Origin of the sequence: Flavobacterium gilvum (assembly GCF_001761465.1) — a bacterium.
Taxonomy (GTDB): Bacteria; Bacteroidota; Bacteroidia; order Flavobacteriales; family Flavobacteriaceae; genus Flavobacterium; species Flavobacterium gilvum.
Genome location: NZ_CP017479.1, coordinates 3378165 through 3399974, shown reverse-complemented (window position 1 = coordinate 3399974; position 21810 = coordinate 3378165). Strand labels below are relative to the sequence as shown.

Below are 21810 nucleotides of genomic sequence, written 5' to 3'. Positions count from 1 at the left end.
AAATTTATAATATATGGATACAGTTACACACAAGAATGTACACAACCGTTTTAGGTTAAATGGCTATCATTTGACAAAAGAAGATTTGTGTAGAATAGCTTACAGTTTTGTTAAAGAAGGAGAAGATTTTGAGCAGACGGTAGGTGATTTTTTATTGGATTGGTTTGATGATAAACCCTACATTGATATGAATACTTCTGGCACGACAGGAACTCCAAAATCAATCAGAATTGAGAAAAGTGCCATGGTTAAATCTGCTTTGGCAACAGGAGACTTTTTCGGGCTTCAGCCAGGAGATAGAGTTCTTCATTGTTTGCCGGCCAATTATGTTGCCGGAAAAATGATGTTTGTGCGCTCTTTTATTTTAGGATTAGACATGGATTTTGTTCCGCCAAGTTCTCATCCTTTGGATCACAATGACGAGAAATATGACTTTTCGGCAATGGTTCCGTTACAGGCTAAGAATTCAATCGATAAATTATCAAATATTAAAAAGGTAATTATAGGAGGTGTTAAAGTTCATAAATCATTGGAAGATGAATTGGTAAAACTGCCAATTGATATTTATGAAACTTACGGTATGACCGAAACAATTACTCATATTGCTGCTAAGAAAGTTGGTGTTGAAGTTTTTACTACTTTGCCAAATGTTACGGTTTCTGTGAATGAAGATCAATGTCTTGAGATTGTTGCAAAAAATATTGGAAACGAAAAAATCGTTACCAATGATATTGTGAAATTAGTTTCAGATACTCAATTTGTTTGGTTAGGACGTCACGATAATGTAATTAACAGCGGAGGTGTAAAAATTATGCCAGAGCTAGTAGAAAATAAATTATCGGCACTAATTCCGAGACGTTATTTTGTAATCGGTGTGCCAGATGATATTTTGGGAGAAAAAGTGGCTCTTTATGTAGAAGGTTCTCCATTGGATATTAACCATTCTTTATTTGATGTTTTGGACAAATATGAAAAACCAAAAGAGATAGTGTTTATCCCTAAATTTAAGGAAACCGCTACCGGTAAAATAATGAGGGAAGAAAGTAAAGAATTGGTAGCAGTTAAGTAAGACTGCCTGAGATAACAAAAAAGAGAGAAGTTTATGTTTCTCTCTTTTTTGTTTCTGGTATTTTGTATTTCGGAGTTGTGTTATGTTATACCTGCATTTTGAAAAAATAATCTGCTGAATTTTTTCCGCTTCCATAGAATAGAAAAAAGAAACATACAGTAAGACAAATTAATGCCAATAATAAGTTCTGGTGGTGCATTTGTCCCATAAAATTGATTATAATGGCACTAATAAGGATAGGTAATTGTGATATAATGGCCCAACGGGTTAATAAACCACAAAAAATTAAAATTCCTCCAATTAAATGCGCCGGGGCTATATAGTGAATCGCAAACATCTCAAGACTTCCAAATCTGTCCAATCCTTCAATAGGCGATAACAGATCAACTAAATTCTGCGAGTTTGAAAAAAAATAAACCCCCTTCATAAATAAAAAAACACCAAGAGCCATTCTGAGTAAATCTATTGGTAAATAAGTGTGTGCATTGGCCCACTTATTCAAGGTTTTTACATTGTTCATATCTTTTCCGGTTTAAATTAGTAACACTAAGTTATTAATAATTAATGAGATATTGATAATTTTCAGGAATAATAATTGAGAATTGTGTTTTTTTTAAGCATCGTTTTTTATTGATTTTATTTTTGTTTTTTGATGAAAGAAAAAAGTTGCAATATTTAAGGTATCGTTACATTTCAAAATCTTCATGCAGTATCAATGTGTTGTACTGCATTTTGGCGGAGTCATACTTTTGGTGTTTCTGTAACACTGAGATTATGAGGTTTTTAAAATTATTTTCACTAAAGTTTTGTAGATTCAAATTATCATTATAATTTTGCGTACCGAATGGTCGGTTTTTGTATTCTGATAAAAGACGAAAAGACAATTATTATTAAAAGAAGAAAATTAATACCCAAATTTACTATCTGCTATGAAAGACACAAAACAATACATACTTGACACTAGTTTTAAATTGTTCTTGAATAAAACTTTCAAGGAAGTTTCAATGAAAGAACTGGTTGATGCTACTGGTTTGTCTAAAGGAGCATTTTATCACTATTTTTCTAGTAAAGAACAATTGTTCAGGGAGGTTATTGAAAAATTTCTTCTTGATAAAATGATGTTTTATTATGATGGTCTGGATAAAAGTTCGCTAAAGAATTTTTACAGTGCTTTTTTAGATTTTATAAAGAGAGAACGAACAGATAATGATTCGGCTTCTAAGGATGTAAATTTTGTGACACTTATTCTCGAGGCTATCAAATTATTTCCGGAATTGAGGCAGAATTTTTCTCAGGTCAATGAACTTGAATTGAACATTTGGGTAGCTGTTATTGCTAATGCCAAACTCAGCGGAGAAATCAATTCGAAGATGAGTAATGAGAATATAGCCCAAATTTTCATCTTTACAAAAGTTGCTGTAGGAATCCGCAAGAATTTTGGAATCGAAATCACCAGCGATAAAATGATGGCTGAAAAATTGAATACGCTATGGAGTGATTTTTATAATGAATTAAAATGCGATTCTTTTTCTAAAAATAGAGACAATCAATCGGCAGTTACTTCACTTTAAAAGTTTTCAAAGTCAAATCAATATATTAAAAATTTAAACATATTTCAGCATACCAACTGGTCGGAATAAAATTAGTAATGATTAAATAATAAACAGAAATAAAACAGAAATGGAAAAGAAATCAAAGTCAAAAAAAGCTGCAAAAAAAATAAAGATTATTGGAGGAGTTATTGCGTTAATCCTTCTTGTCTCTGTTATAATTCATTTTACAGGCGCTCAATATGAGAGTACAGACAATGCACAATTGGATGGTAATCTTTACTCAATACGTTCTGGTGTTACTGGATTTGTAAAAGAATTGCGTTTTCAGGATAACCAAAATGTAAAAAAAGGAGACACTCTTGTAATTTTTGACATCGATGAATTGGAGGCAAAAGTGCAACAGGCTCAAGCTGCTCTACAAAACTCAAAGGCAAATTTATCTGTGTCCAGAAGTACTGCTTCTGCCGGAACTGACAATGCAACCGCATCGCTGAAAACTGCAGAATCAAATCGACAAGCTTCTGGTGCTGCCAAAGCAAAACTAAATAAAGCTCAGTTGGATCTTGACAGAGTAAATAAATTATTAGCTGTTAAAGGAGCCACACAAGCCCAACTTGATGATGCCAAAGCCAACTTGCAGATAGCACAGTCTGAATACAAAAAATCACTAGATCAGGAACAATCTTCATTGGCTTCTTCTCAAGGGGCAAAATCGCAAGCCAAAGCTTATGTTGGGCAAATTGGACTTTCGAATGCAACGATAAGTCAACGTGAAGCAGAATTAAAATTGGCTTTGAAACAATTGTCCTATGCGTATGTAATTGCGCCGTGCGACGGAATCGTGACCAAACGTGCCTTCAACCAAGGGCAATACGTATCAGTGGGACAATCTTTATGTGTGGTAGTCGATGTCGAAAAACATTGGATTAGCGCCAATTTCAAAGAAACTCAAATTGAGAAAATGAAAATCGGAGACAAAGTGAAAATTCATTTGGATTCTCACTCAGACATCGAATTAAGTGGAAAAGTAGAATCTTTTGGTGGAGCAACAGGTGCAAAATTTTCGTTGCTTCCTCCAGATAACGCAACTGGTAATTTTATAAAAATCACGCAACGTGTTCCGGTTCGAATAGCCATCGATAATTTTCCTGCTGATAAAAAGTATGAGCTGTTTCCTGGTTTAAGTGCTTTTGTTAAAGTTAAAGTGAACTAATCATGGAAGACAATTTTTCTGAAAAGAATGAAATAAGTCCTCACGAATCCCCAAAAAAGATACCGGAGATTAAATATCCGCAGGGAATTGAAAAATGGTTGCTTGTAATTACAGCTATTTCTTGTGCCATGCTGGAACTTATTGATACGACTATCGTGAATGTCGCTTTACGCGAAATTAGCGGTAATATTGGAGCCACAACAACAGAAATTGCTTGGGTGGTTACCTCTTATGGTATTGCAAATGTTATTATTATTCCGCTATCGAGTATGTTGTCCAACTTGTTTGGGCGCAAGATTTACTTTACGAGTTCTGTAATCATATTTACCTTTGCTTCGCTAATGTGTGGTTTGTCCGATAGTTTGTGGGTGTTGGTGTTTTGGCGATTTATACAAGGTATTGGTGGTGGTGGATTGTTATCTACAGCACAGTCAATTATTCTAGGTGCCTTTCCTCCAAAAGAACAAGCAACAGGACAAGCTATCTTTGGATTGGGAGTAATTCTTGGTCCTACTTTTGGTCCTGTGATGGGCGGTTTTATTACCGATAATTTTTCGTGGCACTGGATATTTTTTGTAAATGTACCCATTGGCGCAATTGCTGCAATCCTTGCCTCAAGATACGTAACGGATCTTCCGGGAGTACAAAAACTAAAAAAAATCGATTGGTGGGGAATTATATTTCTGGTTATTGGTATTGGATCGCTTCAGTTTATTTTGGAAGAAGGTTCGTCTGAGGACTGGTTTGAAAGTGCCGAAATCGTATTTTTCTTTACCACCGCAGTTTTGGGTATTGTCGCTTTTATTGTTCGCGAATTGTCTATTGATTACCCGGCAGTGAATCTCCGTTTGTACAAGAGTTTCAACTTGGCAATGGGGAATATTATGAATTTTGTCATCGGAATGGTAATCAATGGTTCGGTTTTCATTTTTCCATTATTTACGCAGGTTGCTCTGGGATGGACAGCGACCAAACAAGGGGCTTTTATGATCCCCGGAGCCATTGCAACTTCTGTAGGTATGATCGTTGTGAGCCGTTTCCTTAACAAAGGATACAATCCAAAAAACATAATGATTATAGGTCTTTTAATGAATTCATGTTTTTTGTTTATGCTTTCGTTTTCGGGTCCAGATTCCAATGAAACCCATTTCTTCTGGCCGTTTATTCTGAGAGGATTCGGAACCGCCTTGATGATGATGCCAATTCTTGGATTGGCTGTGGCAGGATTACATGGTAAAGACTTGGCACAGGCAACAGGACTTTCAAATATGTTAAGACAAATGGGAGGAGCTGTTGGAATCGCCATTATCAACATTTACCTTAATCGTTCAACTGCCGATATCCGCGGAAATCTGATTGGTAATGTTTCGAATTATAATGATGCAACCAGCGAACGTCTCGGTGCTTTTACACAAATGTTTTCACAGGCAGGTTACTCCAGTGATCAAGCTACACAAGCAGCCTACAGTATGTTGGACGGAATTGTGACCAAACAACAAATGCTCGTGAGTTACAATCAGGGATTTGGTATGCTGGGATTTGCAGTTCTATTTTGTATTCCTATAATATTGTTAATCAGGTATAATAAGAAAGATAAGATACAGGTTGTGAATGAACATTAGGATAGTTTTAGTAAATTTATCTAACAAAAATAATTAACCATGATAAAAAGAATTTTATTAGCCGTATTAATCCTGAATTCGTTTTTAGGATTTTCCCAGGAACCCACCCAGGGATCAGTAGAATTAGGTCTGCAACAGGCAGTGGATTTAGGATTGAAAAACAGGTACGATGTACAATCTCATAAATACAATGTGGATTTAAGTCAAAGCGAAATTGCGAAATCCAAAAAAGAATGGATTCCTGAAGTTTCATCCACCGGAAGTGTAATCTACAATACCCAAATTCAGCAAGCATATATACCGCCGGGATTTTCACCAACTGGTCAACCGGCATTGTTTCCTTTTTCGCCAGACAATCACACTTCTTTTAGTTTGGAATTGAACCAACCTATTTTTAAACCCGGAATTGGCACTGATGTAAAAATTGCAAAGAACAATGCGGCTATTTCACAGGAAAAAATCAGAGCCGACGAAGACATTATAAAAGAACAAATTACGCTCGCTTATTTTAATGTTACCCTAAAAGAACTACAACATAAGATTGCGACCAATGAGGAAATGCGTTTCAAGGAATATGCTGATTTGGCTGAAGGAAAATTTAAAGCCGGTTCTTTAATCGAAACGGATAATATGAAAGCCAAATTGGATTATGAAAATGCAAAAGTAGAAACCCAAAAGGCAAAACAAAATTATGGTTTGGCTCTGGCCAAATTGAAATACCAAATGAACGTTTCGGATAATACTGAGGTTAAGTTGTCAGAATCATTGGATTCGTCAAGTTTTGGAAAACTTAATGAAAAAGCTTTGGCAGATGCCAATATCGAAAAACGTACCGAAATCAAGCAATTGATGTTAAAACAAGAAGGGATAAAACTTGAATTAGATAAAACCAAACAAGCGGCAATTCCTACTGTTTCATTGGTTGCCAATTTTACGGAGCATTTCCAATATTCAAATTTTGATTATAGTTTAGGCCAATGGTGGACTCCTTATAGCTTTGTGGGTATGCAGTTTAAAATTCCGATTACTTCCAATTTCAAAAATCAAGACAATATTCACGAGAAAAATATACAACTCACCCAGAACGAATTGGATTTAAAACAAAAAAAGGCTGATGTGAGTTATGAGATTCTGAAATCAAGCACAGAGGTTTCCAATGCACAGCAAAATATGCAGGTAACCAAAAACAATTATGAACTTTCTCAGAAAATTTATGGTTATCAAAAACAACAATTCGGTCTAGGAGGTCGTCAGTACGGTGATGTTCTTGAAACTGAGAGATCACTCAGACAATCAGAACAAAGTTATCTTCAGGCAGTTTATGATTACTTGGTTGCCAGTGTGAATTATCAAAAAGCGATAGGAAATTTTTAGTTTCCAAGATTTTGTCTTTATGAATAAAAAAGCCTGATACGTTTCTGAAACGTATCAGGCTTTTGTCATAAATTATGTAGCAAGATTTTGTGCAATTTTTTTAAAAAATAATTTGAGTCTTACTATACCTGAATTACCCCCAAATTAAATTTCTTTTCAATAGGTGAGTGGTTAGCGGCTTCAATACCCATAGAAATCCAAGTTCTGGTTTCCAGCGGGTCGATAATGGCATCTGTCCATAAATGTGCCGCAGCATAATAGGGAGAAACCTGGTCGTCATAGCGGGCCTTAATTTTGGCAAATAATTCGGCTTCTTTGGCTTCATCGATAATTTCTCCTTTTCCTTTTAGGGATGAAGCTTCAATTTGTGCCAATACTTTTGCGGCTTGAGTTCCTCCCATAACGGCCAATTCGGCACTTGGCCATGCAACTATCAATCTAGGGTCGAATGCTTTTCCGCACATGGCGTAGTTTCCTGCTCCGTAAGAATTACCGACTACGACAGTGAATTTTGGCACCACCGAATTTGAAACGGCGTTTACCATTTTGGCTCCGTCTTTAATTATTCCTCCATGTTCGGATTTGGAACCCACCATAAATCCGGTAACGTCTTGTATAAAAACCAACGGAATTTTCTTTTGGTTGCAATTGGCAATAAAACGGGTCGCTTTGTCTGCCGAATCGGAGTAGATTACGCCACCAAATTGCATTTCGCCTTTTGTTGTTTTAGCTACTTTTCTTTGGTTGGCAACAATTCCCACAGCCCAGCCGTCAATTCTTGCATATCCCGTAATCAGTGATTGTCCGTAGCCTTCTTTGTAAGCTTCAAATTCAGAATTGTCTACCAATCGCTTGATGATTTCCATCATATCATATTGTTCTGTTCGGGCTGTTGGCAAAATACCGTAGATTTCGTTTTCGTCAAGAGCAGGTTTTATCGTTTTGATTCGACTGAATCCCGCTTTGTCAAAATCACCTATTTTATCGACAATGTTTTTTATTTTCTCTAAGGCATCTTTGTCGTCTTTGGCTTTATAATCCGTCACACCCGATATTTCACAATGGGTTGTCGCTCCGCCTAGGGTTTCGTTGTCTATGTTTTCTCCAATTGCGGCTTTGACTAAATAACTTCCGGCAAGGAAAATACTTCCTGTTTTGTCCACAATCAACGCTTCGTCACTCATGATGGGAAGATACGCACCTCCCGCAACGCAACTGCCCATTACGGCTGCAATTTGGGTAATTCCCATACTACTCATGATGGCGTTGTTTCTAAAGATGCGTCCAAAATGTTCTTTATCAGGGAAAATTTCGTCTTGCAATGGCAAATAAACACCGGCGCTATCAACCAAGTAGATAATGGGCAAACGATTTTCCATTGCAATTTCCTGTGCTCTTAGGTTTTTCTTTGCTGTAATCGGAAACCAGGCACCTGCTTTTACGGTGGCGTCATTGGCAACCACTATGCATTGTTTTCCTTTGATATAACCAATTTTGACAATCACACCACCAGATGGACATCCTCCATGTTCCTTATACATTTTATCACCTGCAAAAGCACCAATTTCTATCGGTTTTGGACTTTCATCCAAAAGATAATTAATTCGTTCCCGGGCGGTCATTTTGCCTTCGGCATGAAGTTTTTCAATTCTTTTTTCGCCACCTCCAAGTTTTATTTTGGCTAATTTTTGTCGGAGTTCGGAGAGCAAAAGTTTATTGTGGTCTTCGTTTTTATTGAAGTTTAAATCCATAAGTGAAAAGTCTGTTTTTTGTGACGAATGCTAATTTACAAAAATGCCCGAAATAATGTTTTTTATGGGTGATGTTTTAAATTTTCAGCAATTTAATGTTCTTTAAAATTATATAAAAATAAAAACCTCGTCATTTTTCAGATAACGAGGTTTTGTTGTGTATAATAAAATAAACAGCATGAAATTTTTAAACATATAAGTAATTTAAGCTAAGAAAGAAAGTTGTCTTGTCACATGATTAAAAGTGAATATAAGTTAATAATTTTTTCTCTGTAACTCGTTTCTTTGCTTAAATGAACTATTATTTTACTTCATTTTATTCAAATTTAAAACATACATGACTTATATGTTTTACATTGAAATTTAATTGTACATTTTTGAATAATATTCGTCTGCCATTCGAGAAGAATCAAAGAAAGGAACGATTTGTTTCATGCTTGTTTCTACCAAATCCCACCATTTTTTTGGTTTGTCATAATAAAGGGGCAATATTTCTTTCTCAAGCGTTTCATGTATGTTTTCTAAATCCATTCGATCTTGCTCATGAGTTGGTATAGTATGATCGACTATAGGAAGAACAAATGAGTTTTGGGTTTTATTTAATTCTTTGAATTCACGAACCCATCCGTCATTGGTAGAGAAATTAAGAGCTCCGTTCATGGCAGCTGTCACTCCAGATGTTCCCGAAGCTTCACGGGTTACTCGTGGATTATTTAACCAAATATCGGCACCTTTTTTTAATTGTCGCGATAATTTTAATTCGTGTCCAATAAGAACTGCCATGTTTTTGAAATCCTTACTGATGTGCATAAGATTGTCAAAGTTTTGAATGGCTCCGTAATCAGTAGGGTATGGCTTACCAGCAAATATAATTTGGATTGGCCTTTCACTATTATTCATTAAACTTTTAAATTTTTCAAAATCACGCGTGATTAAGTCGGGTCTTTTGTATTCGGCAAAACGTCTTGCCCATACTATGGTTAGAATGTTTGGGTCAAATAATTTCCCTGTTTGATCGGCGACCACTTCGAATAATTTTTCTTTTAATCTCTTTTTTCTAGCGATTAATTTCTCTCGGTCTTTGGCAGTATGAGCCTCATCGAGCCAAGGATCTACCCAGTATTTTTTGTTTTGAGCATTGGTGATATGCGTTATCGGACAAATTCCTGAAAAGGCTTTCCACATATCTCTCGAAACTTCTCCGTGTAATTTGGACACACCATTGGCTTTGTGGCTCAATCGTAATGCAACAAGGGAATGGTTGAATGTGTTGTCTTGAATGCCTGTTATTTCTCTAACCGTCTCTAACGGAATGCCATCAAAAAAACTTAGGTTTTCTAGAAAATGAATATCATGTTTTTCGTTTCCGGCTTCTTCGGGAGTATGGGTTGTAAAAACCATTTTTTCTTTGATTTTTTCCACACTTTTGTATTTATTGTACAAATGAAATACAGATGAAACCGCATGAGCTTCGTTTAAATGATAAATATCCGGTTCATAATCCAGAGCGTCCAGCAATTTGGCTCCGCCCAATCCCAAAACCATTGTTTGTGCGACTTTGGCACTTGGATTGGAATCATATAATCTGAATGTAGTTGATTTTGCCAAATAATCATTTTCGGGTAAATCAGTTGATAGGAAAAACATCGGGACAGTTCCAAAGGTTTCTGGTTTCAGGAAATAGGCTTTGACCCAAACGTCGTGATTGTCTATTTTTATGGTGAATCGTATGTTGGTGTCTTCAAGGAAACTGTAATTTTTCTCTCTAAAAAGCGCACCCATCGAATGGTCTTCTCTCAGAAATTGATCATAATATCCTTTTTTCCATAAAATTCCGATTCCGATTAAATTCTGCTTTAAATCATATGCGCTTCGCATGTGCGATCCCGCCAAAAAGCCCAATCCTCCAGAATAAATTTTTAGAGATTGATCAATCGCAAATTCCATTGAAAAATAAACGGCTGATTTTTTATATTTTTTATCAAATGTGTAGGGATGTCTGTATTGTTCAGGTAAATTCTTGCCCATTTTTTTTATTTTTTATAATGATACAAAAACAAATGTAAAAAAAAGGCTTTAGAATTGTTTTCGAAAGACGTTAATTGTTTCTTTTTAAAATGTTATTTATCAGATTTTTAAGCTACAACGTTGTAGCGATTAAGACTCAGTAGGTTTTATTTTTTTTATTAAAAAATATCATAATGAAAATTGCTTTTAGGACTATTTTTTCAAAACTAAATACTTGTAAAATGTAAAAACGAAATAGGAGGAAAAAGTCTTTTATTTTGAGTAAATTTGATGAATTTCGAACCAAAAATAAAGTATGAGAAATGTCATGTTCTGTTAGTCTGGATAGTTATAGTTTTGTATGTTTTTTAATAGTTAATTGTATTGATTTTCAATAATATAAGGTTTTTATGGAGAAGATGAGCGTTGAGCTAAATGAATCGAATAGACTTGCAAAAGAAGTTTTGGATTATAAGTATGCTCTAGATCAGTCTGCTATCGTTGCGATTACTGATCAAAAAGGAATTATTACTCACGTGAATGATAATTTCTGTAAAATTTCAAAATATTCAAAAGAAGAGCTGATTGGGCAGGATCATCGAATAGTAAATTCGGGTTATCATACCAAAGATTTTATGAAAGATCTTTGGAGAACCATCGCTAATGGGAAGGTTTGGAATGGAGAAGTTAAAAATAGGGCAAAAGACGGTACTTGCTATTGGGTTGATACAACAATTGTTCCTTTTTTGAACGAACAAGGTAAACCATATCAATATGTGTCTATTCGTTGCGATATTTCTGATCGAAAAAAAGGGGAGGAAGAATTTCAGGAAATCATGAGGCAAATTGAGGATTACAAATATGCTTTGGATGAATCGTCAATCGTTGCAGTTACAAATCAAAAAGGAATTATTACTCATGTGAACGACAATTTTTGTAAAATTTCTCAATATTCAAGAGAGGAACTAATAGGCCAGGATCATAGAATTGTAAATTCCGGTCATCATTCCAAAGAATTTATTCGTGCTTTATGGGTTGCTATTGCCAATGGAAAAGTCTGGAAAGGCGAGCTGAAAAACAAGGCAAAAGATGGAAGCTTTTATTGGGTTGACACTATAATTGTTCCTTTTTTGAATGCTGATGGAAAGCCTTATCAGTACGTTGTTATTCGTTTGGATGTTACTGATCGCAAAAACAGAGAACTAGAACGACTGAAGACTGCACAGGCACTGGAGATGAAAAACAGACAATTGGTTGATTTCTGTAATATTGTTTCCCATAACCTGAGAGCACCAATGAGTAATATTACAATGTTGATTGATTTGATCAAAAATACCGAGAATGATGATGAAAAAGCGGAGTATTTTAACGTTGTAGAAAAGGTTTCAGAACATCTGAATGAGATTTTTGAAGAATTAATTGAGACCGTTCAGGTGAAACAAGATGCTGAAATAGCATTGGATGAGATTAATCTGCAGGAAATTGTAAACAAAACGGTTTTGGGATTTGAAGCGCAAATTAAACTATATGATGCTGTAATTGAGACCGATTTTGAAGAGGTTCCTATCGTATATTTTCCGCAAACGTATATGGATAGTATGATTCAGAATTTTATCAGTAATGCCTTTAAATATAAATCGGAGGACAGAAAACCAATCATTAAAATTAAATCCGAAATTAAAGAAGACCGTGTTATTTTATCTGTTTCTGATAATGGTCAGGGAATTGACATGGAAAAACATGGTGAAAATATGTTTAAAATTCGTAAGACTTTCCATAATCATCCCGATGCCAAAGGTTTTGGGTTGTTTATGACAAAAACTCAAATTGAAACTATGGGTGGCGAAATTTGGGTTGAAAGTTTACCAAATGAAGGAACGACATTTTTTGTTTCGATTCAAAAATAATTATTGGTTTGATCAGAATCAAAAAAAAGGAGGAAAATAAGTTTTCCTCCTTTTTTATTTATCTATGAAAATGATAAGCTATTGCTCTTCTCTTTGTCCTCTACTACAACCACACGAAATGATTCGTGCGGGAGCGGAGGTACTTAAAAAAAAGTATATCAAGGACAAAAATAATACTTGAGTTTAGACTAAACTCAAAAACCTTTAACAAGTTGTGGCTTTTTATTTATATATTCGTAAATATATCTTGAACCTACCACAATGAAAAGAGCTACAATTATCATCATTTTAGTATTACTAAATTCAATAGCATTTGCTCAGCGGATCATAGAAAATCCAGAATTTGAAGTTACCAATAGCGGGATAACCCATATATCAAAAATTGAACTAAGCAAAGAAGCAACAAGAATACATATCCATAATAAATTTATACCTAAATGGTGGATGTCGTTTGAAAAAGATATTTTTATTCAATTGGACAACAATGTAAAACTAAATGTTCTAGATATTGAAGGTGCGAAGTTCGATGAAAAGATAACGATGCCAGAATCTGGAGAAAAAACTATCGTACTGATATTTCCTCCTATAAATGAAGGTGTAAAAAAGATTGACTACAATAACGTTGTCTTTGGAATATCATTGGTAGAAGGAGCCAAAAAGTCTAAAAAATCTTCTGAAATACCGGGGTATGTTTCAAAATGGATTGATAATGAACTCAAAAAAGAAGCTAACAAACCATTGGCAAATTTGAGTTCTAAAGAATTCTTTAATGAATCAACAGGTAGACTTATTGGATATATAAAAGGTTACGATGTTCGATTGGGTTTTAAAACGGGAATAATGTACACCCACAATGACATTACAAGAGAAGATTATCCTGTAGTTGTTGAAATCCATCCTGATGGACGTTTCGAAGCTAATATTCCGTTGACAAATCCCTCTTATTCTTATATGGTTTTTAAAAAAAGCCCCGTTAAGTTTTACTTAGAACCAAAACAAACCTTGGCCATGGTTTTAGATTGGGATGAATTTTTGTATGTGGATAGAATGCGCAACACATACAATTATTTAAAGAACATAACGTTTATAGGGCCTTTGGCAAAAACAAATGAAGACTTGAATAAGTTTGATGATAAACCATTTGATTACAAAATATTTAGTAAAAAAATGAAAACAATATCTCCTCAAGCTTTTAAAGAAGAGGAAACTGTAGAATATAAAAAGAACTTGAAAAATTTAGAAATCTATCTAAAAAACAATTCTATATCCGATAAAGCAAAGATTTTATTAAAAAACAAGATTGATTTAGAACATGCCAATCATTTGTTCGATTTTGTTAGTGCTCGTGATTATTATGCCAAAGAAGATCCTGCTAATCCAATTTTAAAAATACCCGTTGAAAACGATTATTTTAATTTTTTGCAAAATTTGGATTTAAACGACCAAAGCCTTTTAGCCTTAAATGAATTTTCGACTTTTGTCAATCGGTTTGAGTTTGCTAAACCTATTTTGGTTTATCCAAAACCAAATGAAAAAAATACATCCAGATTTATACCTGAGAAAACTTTTGAGCAGTATTTGGAACTTGAGAAAATTGAAATTACGGAGAATGACAAAGCATTAAGAGAAAGTAATAAAAATAAGGCTTTTAAATCAGCTGCCGAGGTTATGGAGTTTCAAAAACAATTTAGCGAGACCTACAAAAATGCATCGAAAGCCTATTCCAAAAAATATGTTGAACCATTTATTAGTATTCCAAAACCTGAAAAAGTGACTATGGAAAAGTGGCAATTAAGAGATTCTATTGTTAAAAATGTATTTCATTTAGAAAAAAATCTTGTTTACGAAGTAATAAAGATAAGGGCTCTTGATTTTGATATAAAAAGAACCAATACAGAAAATGCACATGCTTATTGGAACGAATTAAAAAAGGATATTACACATCCATTTTTAAAAAAAGAAGGTGAAAGAATGGTAAATAAACAGTTTCCAATTAACACCTTTCAAAATAATTCTTTGGCTGACAATTTAAATAGTAAAGTAAATATTAGTGCCACTACCTTACAGAATAAATTGCCAGAGGGTAAAGCAACAGACATTTTTAAAAATATTATAGCAACACATAAAGGAAAAATATTATTTATTGACTTTTGGGCAACGACCTGTGGACCTTGTGTAGCTAATATAAAACAAATGAAAGAAAAAAGAAAGGAACACAAAGACAATAAAGATTTTGAGTTTGTATTCATTACCGATGAAAGCTTGTCTCCACTTGAACCGTATGATAAATTTGTAAAAGAACAGGAATTAGAAAATATTTACCGATTGGCTTCAGATGATTATAATTATTTACGTCAACTTTTTAAATTCAATGGCATACCACGTTATGTAGTCATTGACAAAAAAGGAGAAGTCATAAATGATAATTTTCCGATGCATAATTTTAGTTATTTATTGAATGGAATTCTTGAAAAATACAATTAGTCAATAAAAAAGATCTTCACGGAAGATATTTAGATTAAAAAAATAATGATTTATAAAAACAAACCCGACAAGTTTTTTGAAACTTGTCGGGTTTACTATTTAAGCTTAGACTGTAAACTGTCTGCAAACTGAAAATTATTCTTCCTCGCGTTGTCCCATCATCATCAGGTACGCTTTTAGGAAGCCGTCAATATTTCCGTTCATTACGCTGTCTACATCGCTGGTTTCTTGTCCGGTTCTTACATCTTTTACCAGTTTATAAGGCTGCATTACGTAATTACGTATTTGAGATCCCCATTCGATTTTCATCTTATTGGCTTCAATATCACTGCGTTGCTCTTGTTGTTTTTTGAGCTCAATTTCATATAATTGAGAACGCAACATTTGCATGGCTCGGGTTCTGTTGTCGTGCTGCGAACGAGTTTCTGAACATTGAATCTGAATTCCGGTAGGTTTGTGAACCAATTGTACTTTGGTTTCTACCTTGTTCACATTCTGACCTCCCGCACCACTGGAACGAGCCGTTGTGATTTCGATATCAGCAGGATTGATTTCAATTTCGATGGTGTCGTCAACCAAAGGATATACGTAAACCGAGGCAAATGAAGTATGTCTTTTGGCATTACTGTCAAAAGGGGAAATACGCACCAATCGGTGAACGCCATTTTCGCCTTTTAGATATCCAAAAGAATAATCGCCTTCAATTTCAAGAGTTACCGTTTTGATTCCTGCAACATCGCCTTCCTGATAATTCAGTTCCCGAATTTTGTAGCCTTCTTTTTCGGCCCACATCATGTACATTCGCATAAGCATCGAAGCCCAATCACAACTTTCGGTACCACCGGCACCAGCTGTAATTTGAAGCACAGCACTCAAACTATCGCCTTCTTCTGAAAGCATATTTTTGAATTCAATTGCTTCAATGTGAGCTTGAGTTAAGTTGTACTGATCGTCTAGTTCTTCGACGGTTAGCTCTCCTTCTTTGTAAAAATCATAGGCAAGTTGCAACTCGTCTGTCATTTCGACAGCTTTGTTGTAGTCTTCAATCCATTTCTTTTTTCCTCGAAGGTTCTTTACAACAATTTCGGCTTCTTTTGCGTTATTCCAAAAGTTGGGAGCAAAGGTTTTTTCTTCTTCGTTGGCAATTTCGATAAGCTTGGCATCAACGTCAAAGATACCTCCTCAACGCACCAAGGCGTTCTACAATACCTTTTATTTGTTCGGTAGTTGTCATAAATTTATAGTAATTTTGCGTTTGAAATTATTGAATTGGCTGTTTTAGCCCTGATAGCAGTGGAAATCCTTTTTTTGAAAAGGGCTGTTTTTTGTTAAAGAAAAAAAGCGACCAGCGGAAGCTCTTTTTTCTTTTTTACAAAAAAAGACGTTTTGAAAAAAGATTATAACGAATAGCAGGATTAGCTTCTAATAATTTTCTAGTTTTAAGTGCAAAAATAGGATTTAGTTTTTAGATTATGGAAATAAATTTGATTAGCGATACGATTACCAAACCATCGGTGGAGATGTTGCAATACATGTTTAATGCCCAAGTGGGGGACGATGTGTATAAACAGGATCCGACTGTTATTGCGCTTGAGACGAGATTGGCATCGATGTTTGGTATGGGAGCGGGACTTTTTTTTCCGTCGGGGACTATGGCCAATCAAACGGCGATTAAACTGCATACACAGCCCGGAGAGCAACTGATTGCCGACAAATATGCCCATGTTTATAATTATGAAGGAGGGGGTGTTTCGTTCAACAGCGGAGTTTCTTGTTGTTTGCTCGATGGTGACCGCGGAATGATTACGGCTGAGCAGGTCGCCGGAGCTATAAATGACCCGGAGTTTTACCACAGTCCGTTAACGAGTTTGGTTTGTGTCGAAAACACTACAAATAAGGGTGGCGGGGCTTGTTATGATGTGGAAGAATTGAAGAAAATAAAGGCTGTTTGTGATGCCAATAATTTAAAATTCCATTTGGATGGTGCTAGAATTTGGAATGCTGTTGTGGCCAAAAAACAGCACCCGAGAGAATTTGGAGTTTTGTTTGATACAATTTCGGTTTGTTTGTCCAAAGGGTTGGGAGCGCCAATCGGGTCGGTACTTTTGGGGAATAAGGAAACTATTCACAGGGCATTGCGCGTTCGTAAAATATTGGGTGGCGGTATGCGTCAGGTGGGATATCTTGCGGCTGCGGGGAATTTTGCCTTAGATCATAATATTGCCAAATTAATTGATGACCACAGGAGAGCCAAAGAAATTGCCAGTTTATTGTCAAAATTGCCTTGGATTGGTAAAATAGAACCTGTTGAAACCAATATTTTGATTTTTTCGGTTCGAGAAGGTTTGAGTGAAAAATTGCTTATCGAAAAACTGAAAGAAAAAAATATTTTAATAAGCTCTTTGGGACACGGAAAACTAAGAATTGTAACGCATCTGGATTACAAAGAAGTAATGCATACTTATGTTCTTGAAACCTTGCAAAAAATAGTTATTTAGAGGATTTGTAAGTTTAAGGTTGTTTAAAGGTTTAAATTGTTTAAGAGTTTAAAGTGGTTTAAAAGTTTGAAATTTGTTTAAATGATCTAAGGTTTAGCTTTTAGATTTTTCAATTTTTTCAATTTTTCGCATAAAATACGAAAATTCATTTTCATCATATATTTCAAAGCCCAGATTCTGATACAGTGTTTGGGCTTTGTTTACTTTTAGGACATTCAGTTTTACTGGGATTTTCTTTTTTGAAGCTTCTTTGAGAATGGATTGTATGATTTGGGTTCCAATTCCTTTGTTTTGATGGCTCGGTGCTATTTGTATTTGAAAGACTTCAATTTCGTTGTCTTGTTCGGCAACTTTTAAGAGTCCGATTTTTTCGTTTTCTAGCAGAATTATTTTGGCGTGTTCAAAATGGTAATTTATTCGGCTTAAAAGATTTTCTTCATTTACTTCTCTTCCGGCATTTATATAATGTTCAACCATTGTCTCTTTGCGAAGCCAAAGTAGGAATTCAATATCTTCTTCGGTTGCTTTTTTGAAAGTTAACACTAGTTGGTTCATAAAAAGAAAAAGTTTCAAGTTTAAGGTTTCAAGTTGGTTACTATTAAAACTTTAAACCTGAAACAAAAATTATTTAAACAAATTATCCATTCCCGGAATCATTGGCATATCCATTTTGGCAACAGCGTCTAATTCGGCTTGGTTTATTTTTGAGGCTTTTTCTATAGCTTTGTTTAATACCAAAATCAAATAATCTTCAAGTTGTTCCTTGTCTTCCAGCAATGAATCATCGATTGCAATTGACTTGATTTTGGAATTGGCGGTCAAAGTAACTTTCAATAAATTGTCGTTGCTTTGTTCGTCTACAAGTACGGTGTCTAAACGTTTTTTAGTATCTTCGATTTTTTGTTGGGTTTCTCTAAGTTTACCCATCATTCCCATTAAATCCATTTTGGTGATTTTTAAATTATTGAAAAACAAAATTACTGAATTTGATTTTTAATTAAGTTAAATAAGATAAAAAAGGAATTCGATTTGAAATTGCTTTGTGTTATTTTTGCATTTTAAATTTAAAAAAGACCTACTCACGATGCCAGAAAAAAATACTGCCCCGGTAGCCAAAATAATTCCTAAAAAATTAAAGAAATTTGGCGAAGTCAGAATCGATAATTATTTTTGGTTAAATGACAGAGAAAACCCCGAGGTTATTGATTATCTGAATCAGGAAAACACCTATTACCAAGAAAAAACGGCACATACCAAAGATTTTCAAATTGCACTTTTTGAAGAAATGAAAGCTCGTATTAAGGAAGATGATCAATCAGTTCCTTATTTGTACAATGGCTATTATTATATTACCCGTTACGAAAAAGGGCAGGATTACCCAATTTATTCCCGAAAAAAAGAAAGTCTCTCGGCTCCCGAAGAAATCTTGTTTGACTGCAACGAGATGGCCAAGGGGAAACCTTATTTTCAATTGGGAGCTTTGAGTGTGAGTCCTGATAATAAATTGGCACTTTTCAGCTATGATATCGTTGGAAGAAGAATTTATACCATTCAGATAAAAAATCTGGAAACCAAAGAAGTTTTAGAAGATAAAATTGAAAACGTTACCGGAAGCGCTGTTTGGGCCAATGACAATAAAACCATTTTTTATTCGGATCAGGACGATGTTACCTTGCGTTCGCATAAAATTTTTAAGCATAAATTGGGGTCAAAACAAACTGATGACGTATTAGTTTATTTTGAAGAAGACGAAACTTTTAATGTCGAAATTGCAAAATCCAAGTCACAAAAATATTTGGCTATCGAATCAGACAGTACTTTGACTACAGAATACCAAATTCTGGATGCCGATAATCCAGATGGAGAATTTAAGATTTTCCAGAAAAGAGTTCGGGGCATGGAATATAGCATCAGTCATTATGGGGATAGTTTTTATATTATTACCAATAAAGACAAGGCTGAGAATTTTAAACTGATGAAAACGCCTGTAAATGCTACTTCTAAAAGTAATTGGACAGAGGTTATTGCGCACAGAAAGGATGTTTTGTTGGAGGATGTTGAGATTTTTAAAGACTTTTTGGTTGTTGAAGAACGCGAAAATGGCTTGAATAAAATCCGAATCATGCCGTGGAGTGGAGAAGGGGAGTATTATCTTCCTTTTGAAAGCGAGACCTACACTGCTTATACAACTTCAAATGTTGATTTTGATACCGAAATTTTGCGTTTTGCTTATCAATCCATGAGGACACCTTCATCGGTTGTAGACTTCAATATGAGAACCAAGACTAAGGAAGTTAAAAAAGAACAAGAGGTTTTGGGTGGAAAATTTGATAAAGATAATTACATCGAAGAAAGGGTTTGGGCTACCGCAGATGATGGTGTGAAAATCCCAATTTCTATGGTGTATAAAAAAGGTTTGAAAAAAAATGGAAAGAATCCTTTGCTTCAATATGCTTATGGTTCCTACGGTCATTCTATGGATGCGACTTTCTCGACTACAAGACTGACATTGTTGGATCGTGGGTTTATCTTTGCCATTGCCCACATACGAGGTGGAGAGGATTTGGGAAGACAATGGTATGAAGATGGCAAGCTTTTGAAAAAGAAAAACACATTTACCGATTTTATTGATTGTTCCAAATTTTTAATTTCCGAAAAATATACTTCGGCACAACATTTGTATGCAGAAGGAGGTTCTGCAGGCGGTTTGTTGATGGGAGTTGTTGTTAACACTGCACCAGAATTATACAATGGAGTCATCGCTCAAGTAGCTTTTGTAGATGTTATTACAACAATGCTAGACGATAGTATTCCGCTTACGACAGGTGAATATGATGAATGGGGCAATCCAAATGTGAGAAAATACTATGACTATATGTTGTCTTATTCTCCATACGATAATGTAGTTGCTCAGAAATATCCTAATATGTATGTTTCGACAGGACTGCATGATTCTCAGGTACAGTATTGGGAACCAGCTAAATGGGTGGCGAAATTAAGGGCTTTGAAAACAGATGACAATCTCTTGTTTCTCGATACCAATATGGATGCCGGTCATGGAGGAGCGTCTGGTCGCTTTGAAGCAGTTAAGGAATTGGCAAAAGAGTATAGTTTTTTGTTAGATTTGGAGAAAATTAAAATCTAATTAGATTTTTTTTGTTAGATTTGCATCATATCGGGGTGAATTAAAAAAATGCTCTCAGATAAACTATTTTTTTATGAAAGAAGAAATAAATGCTTATAATAATGTTTTAGAGTTGATAGGTAATACTCCACTTATTAAACTAAACAATATAACCGAGAATTTAAAAGGTAATTTTTACGCTAAAGTAGAGTCCTTTAATCCGGGTCATTCTTCGAAAGATAGAATTGCTTTATACATTATTGAAGAAGCAGAAAAGAAAGGAATTTTGTCGCCAGGAGACACCATAATCGAAACTACATCAGGAAATACCGGTTTTAGTTTGGCAATGGTTAGTATCATAAAAGGATATAATTGTATTCTGGCTGTAAGTTCAAAATCTTCAAAAGATAAGATTGATATGTTAAGAAGTTTGGGGGCAAAGGTTTATGTTTGTCCTGCTCACGTTTCTGCAGATGACGATCGATCTTATTATAATGTGGCAAAACGCCTTCATGAAGAAACAAAAGGATCGGTTTATATTAATCAGTATTTTAATCAGTTGAATATTGATGCTCATTATATGTCGACAGGACCCGAAATTTGGAAACAAACCAGTGGGAAAATTACTCATCTTGTCGCTTGTAGCGGAACCGGAGGGACTATTTCTGGGACAGCAAAATACTTAAAAGAGCAAAATCCTAACGTTAAAATTCTTGGAGTAGACGCTTTTGGTTCGGTTTTGAAAAAATATCATGAAACCAAAGAGTTTGATACTGATGAAATTTATCCATATAGAATTGAAGGTTTAGGGAAAAATCTGATTCCTTCGGCAACTGATTTTGATATTATTGACAAGTTCATGAAAGTTTCTGACGAAGAAAGTGCTCATTCTGCAAGAGAAGTAACCCGAAAAGAAGGTTTGTTTGTAGGATATACTTCTGGAGCTGTAATGCAGGCAATTAAACAATATGCAGAAGAAGGAGAATTTGACGAAAATAGTAATGTTGTTGCTATTTTCCCGGATCATGGTTCTCGATATATGAGTAAAGTGTTTAGTGATGATTGGATGAATGATCAAGGTTTCTTTGATAGTATTAATGAAGAAGAGGCTCAAAAGATTGAATTTATAAAATAAAAATACTTTTTGTCGAATACAAGTAAGGCTGTCTTTTTTAGACAGCTTTTTTATTTAGGTCTCAGTTTGTAAG

General features: G+C 34.8%; 16 protein-coding genes. 10 read left to right on the top strand and 6 right to left on the bottom strand.

Annotated elements, in window-relative coordinates:
- The first annotated feature begins 13 nt into the window (after positions 1-13).
- Positions 14-1069, top strand: coding sequence for an AMP-binding protein (locus tag EM308_RS13930; protein ID WP_035635693.1), 1056 nt, complete (start codon positions 14-16; stop codon positions 1067-1069).
- An 85-nt stretch (positions 1070-1154) separates the two neighbouring features.
- Here the strand turns inward: EM308_RS13930 and EM308_RS13925 are convergent, their stop codons facing one another.
- Entirely contained in the window at positions 1155-1589 is a 435-nt protein-coding gene (locus EM308_RS13925) for a DoxX family protein (protein WP_035635692.1), read from the bottom strand.
- A gap of 409 nt (positions 1590-1998) precedes the next feature.
- On the opposite strand from EM308_RS13925, the gene EM308_RS13920 reads away from it, so the two are divergent.
- The 4 genes from EM308_RS13920 to EM308_RS13905 all read left to right on the top strand — a co-directional run bounded on the left by EM308_RS13920 (position 1999) and on the right by EM308_RS13905 (position 6831).
- On the top strand, positions 1999-2640 hold the full coding sequence (locus EM308_RS13920) for a TetR/AcrR family transcriptional regulator (RefSeq protein ID WP_051877698.1): 642 nt from the start codon (positions 1999-2001) through the stop codon (positions 2638-2640).
- Positions 2641-2749: 109 nt separating this feature from the next.
- The gene (locus EM308_RS13915; RefSeq protein WP_035635690.1) at positions 2750-3835 is read left to right on the top strand and encodes an HlyD family secretion protein; all 1086 of its coding nucleotides are present in this window, start codon (positions 2750-2752) and stop codon (positions 3833-3835) included.
- Between the two features lie 2 nt (positions 3836-3837).
- On the top strand, positions 3838-5457 hold the full coding sequence (locus tag EM308_RS13910; RefSeq protein WP_051877697.1) for a DHA2 family efflux MFS transporter permease subunit: 1620 nt from the start codon (positions 3838-3840) through the stop codon (positions 5455-5457).
- A gap of 39 nt (positions 5458-5496) precedes the next feature.
- Positions 5497-6831, top strand: a complete 1335-nt coding sequence (locus EM308_RS13905) for a TolC family protein (protein WP_035635688.1) — start codon at positions 5497-5499, stop codon at positions 6829-6831.
- Positions 6832-6953: 122 nt separating this feature from the next.
- Here EM308_RS13905 and EM308_RS13900 read toward each other — a convergent pair whose 3' ends face one another.
- Together EM308_RS13900 and glgP are read right to left on the bottom strand one after the other, a co-directional pair.
- Positions 6954-8582, bottom strand: coding sequence for an acyl-CoA carboxylase subunit beta (locus EM308_RS13900; protein ID WP_035635686.1), 1629 nt, complete (start codon positions 8580-8582; stop codon positions 6954-6956).
- 363 nt (positions 8583-8945) lie between these two features.
- Positions 8946-10610: an alpha-glucan family phosphorylase gene (gene glgP / locus EM308_RS13895; protein ID WP_035636516.1), complete on the bottom strand. Its 1665-nt coding sequence runs from the start codon at positions 10608-10610 to the stop codon at positions 8946-8948.
- A 389-nt stretch (positions 10611-10999) separates the two neighbouring features.
- On the opposite strand from glgP, the gene EM308_RS13890 reads away from it, so the two are divergent.
- Together EM308_RS13890 and EM308_RS13885 are read left to right on the top strand one after the other, a co-directional pair.
- Positions 11000-12496: a PAS domain-containing sensor histidine kinase gene (locus tag EM308_RS13890; protein WP_083273912.1), complete on the top strand. Its 1497-nt coding sequence runs from the start codon at positions 11000-11002 to the stop codon at positions 12494-12496.
- A gap of 261 nt (positions 12497-12757) precedes the next feature.
- On the top strand, positions 12758-14980 hold the full coding sequence (locus EM308_RS13885) for a TlpA family protein disulfide reductase (protein ID WP_035636518.1): 2223 nt from the start codon (positions 12758-12760) through the stop codon (positions 14978-14980).
- A 135-nt stretch (positions 14981-15115) separates the two neighbouring features.
- On the opposite strand, the gene prfB is transcribed toward EM308_RS13885, so the two are convergent.
- A protein-coding gene (gene prfB, locus EM308_RS13880) for a peptide chain release factor 2 (protein WP_156101339.1) occupies positions 15116-16214 on the bottom strand; the annotation gives its coding sequence in 2 pieces (ribosomal slippage) (positions 15116-16150 and positions 16152-16214; 1098 coding nt in all).
- 238 nt (positions 16215-16452) lie between these two features.
- Here prfB and EM308_RS13875 point away from each other — a divergent pair.
- Positions 16453-17478 carry a threonine aldolase family protein gene (locus EM308_RS13875; RefSeq protein WP_035636522.1) on the top strand — a complete coding sequence of 342 codons (1026 nt, stop codon included), beginning with the start codon at positions 16453-16455 and terminating at the stop codon, positions 17476-17478.
- Between the two features lie 93 nt (positions 17479-17571).
- Here the strand turns inward: EM308_RS13875 and EM308_RS13870 are convergent, their stop codons facing one another.
- Positions 17572-18033 (bottom strand): GNAT family N-acetyltransferase, encoded by a 462-nt coding sequence (locus EM308_RS13870; RefSeq protein ID WP_035636524.1) that lies wholly within the window; start codon positions 18031-18033, stop codon positions 17572-17574.
- Positions 18034-18102: 69 nt separating this feature from the next.
- Entirely contained in the window at positions 18103-18423 is a 321-nt protein-coding gene (locus tag EM308_RS13865; RefSeq protein WP_035636526.1) for a YbaB/EbfC family nucleoid-associated protein, read from the bottom strand.
- A gap of 139 nt (positions 18424-18562) precedes the next feature.
- Here EM308_RS13865 and EM308_RS13860 point away from each other — a divergent pair, with 139 nt between their 5' ends.
- Positions 18563-20623: a S9 family peptidase gene (locus EM308_RS13860; RefSeq protein WP_035636528.1), complete on the top strand. Its 2061-nt coding sequence runs from the start codon at positions 18563-18565 to the stop codon at positions 20621-20623.
- A gap of 73 nt (positions 20624-20696) precedes the next feature.
- On the top strand, positions 20697-21737 hold the full coding sequence (locus tag EM308_RS13855; RefSeq protein WP_035636532.1) for a PLP-dependent cysteine synthase family protein: 1041 nt from the start codon (positions 20697-20699) through the stop codon (positions 21735-21737).
- Positions 21738-21810 lie beyond the last annotated feature (73 nt).

Excerpts from the sequence above, each read along its gene's own strand:
- EM308_RS13855 (WP_035636532.1), top strand. The coding sequence starts at position 20,697 with ATGAAAGAAGAAATAAATGCTTATAATAATGTTTTAGAGTTGATAGGT.
- EM308_RS13910 (WP_051877697.1), top strand. The coding sequence starts at position 3,838 with ATGGAAGACAATTTTTCTGAAAAGAATGAAATAAGTCCTCACGAATCC.
- EM308_RS13865 (WP_035636526.1), bottom strand. The coding sequence starts at position 18,423 with ATGGATTTAATGGGAATGATGGGTAAACTTAGAGAAACCCAACAAAAA.
- EM308_RS13930 (WP_035635693.1), top strand. The coding sequence starts at position 14 with ATGGATACAGTTACACACAAGAATGTACACAACCGTTTTAGGTTAAAT.
- EM308_RS13925 (WP_035635692.1), bottom strand. The coding sequence starts at position 1,589 with ATGAACAATGTAAAAACCTTGAATAAGTGGGCCAATGCACACACTTAT.
- EM308_RS13875 (WP_035636522.1), top strand. The coding sequence starts at position 16,453 with ATGGAAATAAATTTGATTAGCGATACGATTACCAAACCATCGGTGGAG.
- EM308_RS13890 (WP_083273912.1), top strand. The coding sequence starts at position 11,000 with ATGGAGAAGATGAGCGTTGAGCTAAATGAATCGAATAGACTTGCAAAA.
- EM308_RS13900 (WP_035635686.1), bottom strand. The coding sequence starts at position 8,582 with ATGGATTTAAACTTCAATAAAAACGAAGACCACAATAAACTTTTGCTC.
- EM308_RS13860 (WP_035636528.1), top strand. The coding sequence starts at position 18,563 with ATGCCAGAAAAAAATACTGCCCCGGTAGCCAAAATAATTCCTAAAAAA.
- EM308_RS13920 (WP_051877698.1), top strand. The coding sequence starts at position 1,999 with ATGAAAGACACAAAACAATACATACTTGACACTAGTTTTAAATTGTTC.
- EM308_RS13885 (WP_035636518.1), top strand. The coding sequence starts at position 12,758 with ATGAAAAGAGCTACAATTATCATCATTTTAGTATTACTAAATTCAATA.
- EM308_RS13915 (WP_035635690.1), top strand. The coding sequence starts at position 2,750 with ATGGAAAAGAAATCAAAGTCAAAAAAAGCTGCAAAAAAAATAAAGATT.
- glgP (WP_035636516.1), bottom strand. The coding sequence starts at position 10,610 with ATGGGCAAGAATTTACCTGAACAATACAGACATCCCTACACATTTGAT.
- EM308_RS13870 (WP_035636524.1), bottom strand. The coding sequence starts at position 18,033 with ATGAACCAACTAGTGTTAACTTTCAAAAAAGCAACCGAAGAAGATATT.
- EM308_RS13905 (WP_035635688.1), top strand. The coding sequence starts at position 5,497 with ATGATAAAAAGAATTTTATTAGCCGTATTAATCCTGAATTCGTTTTTA.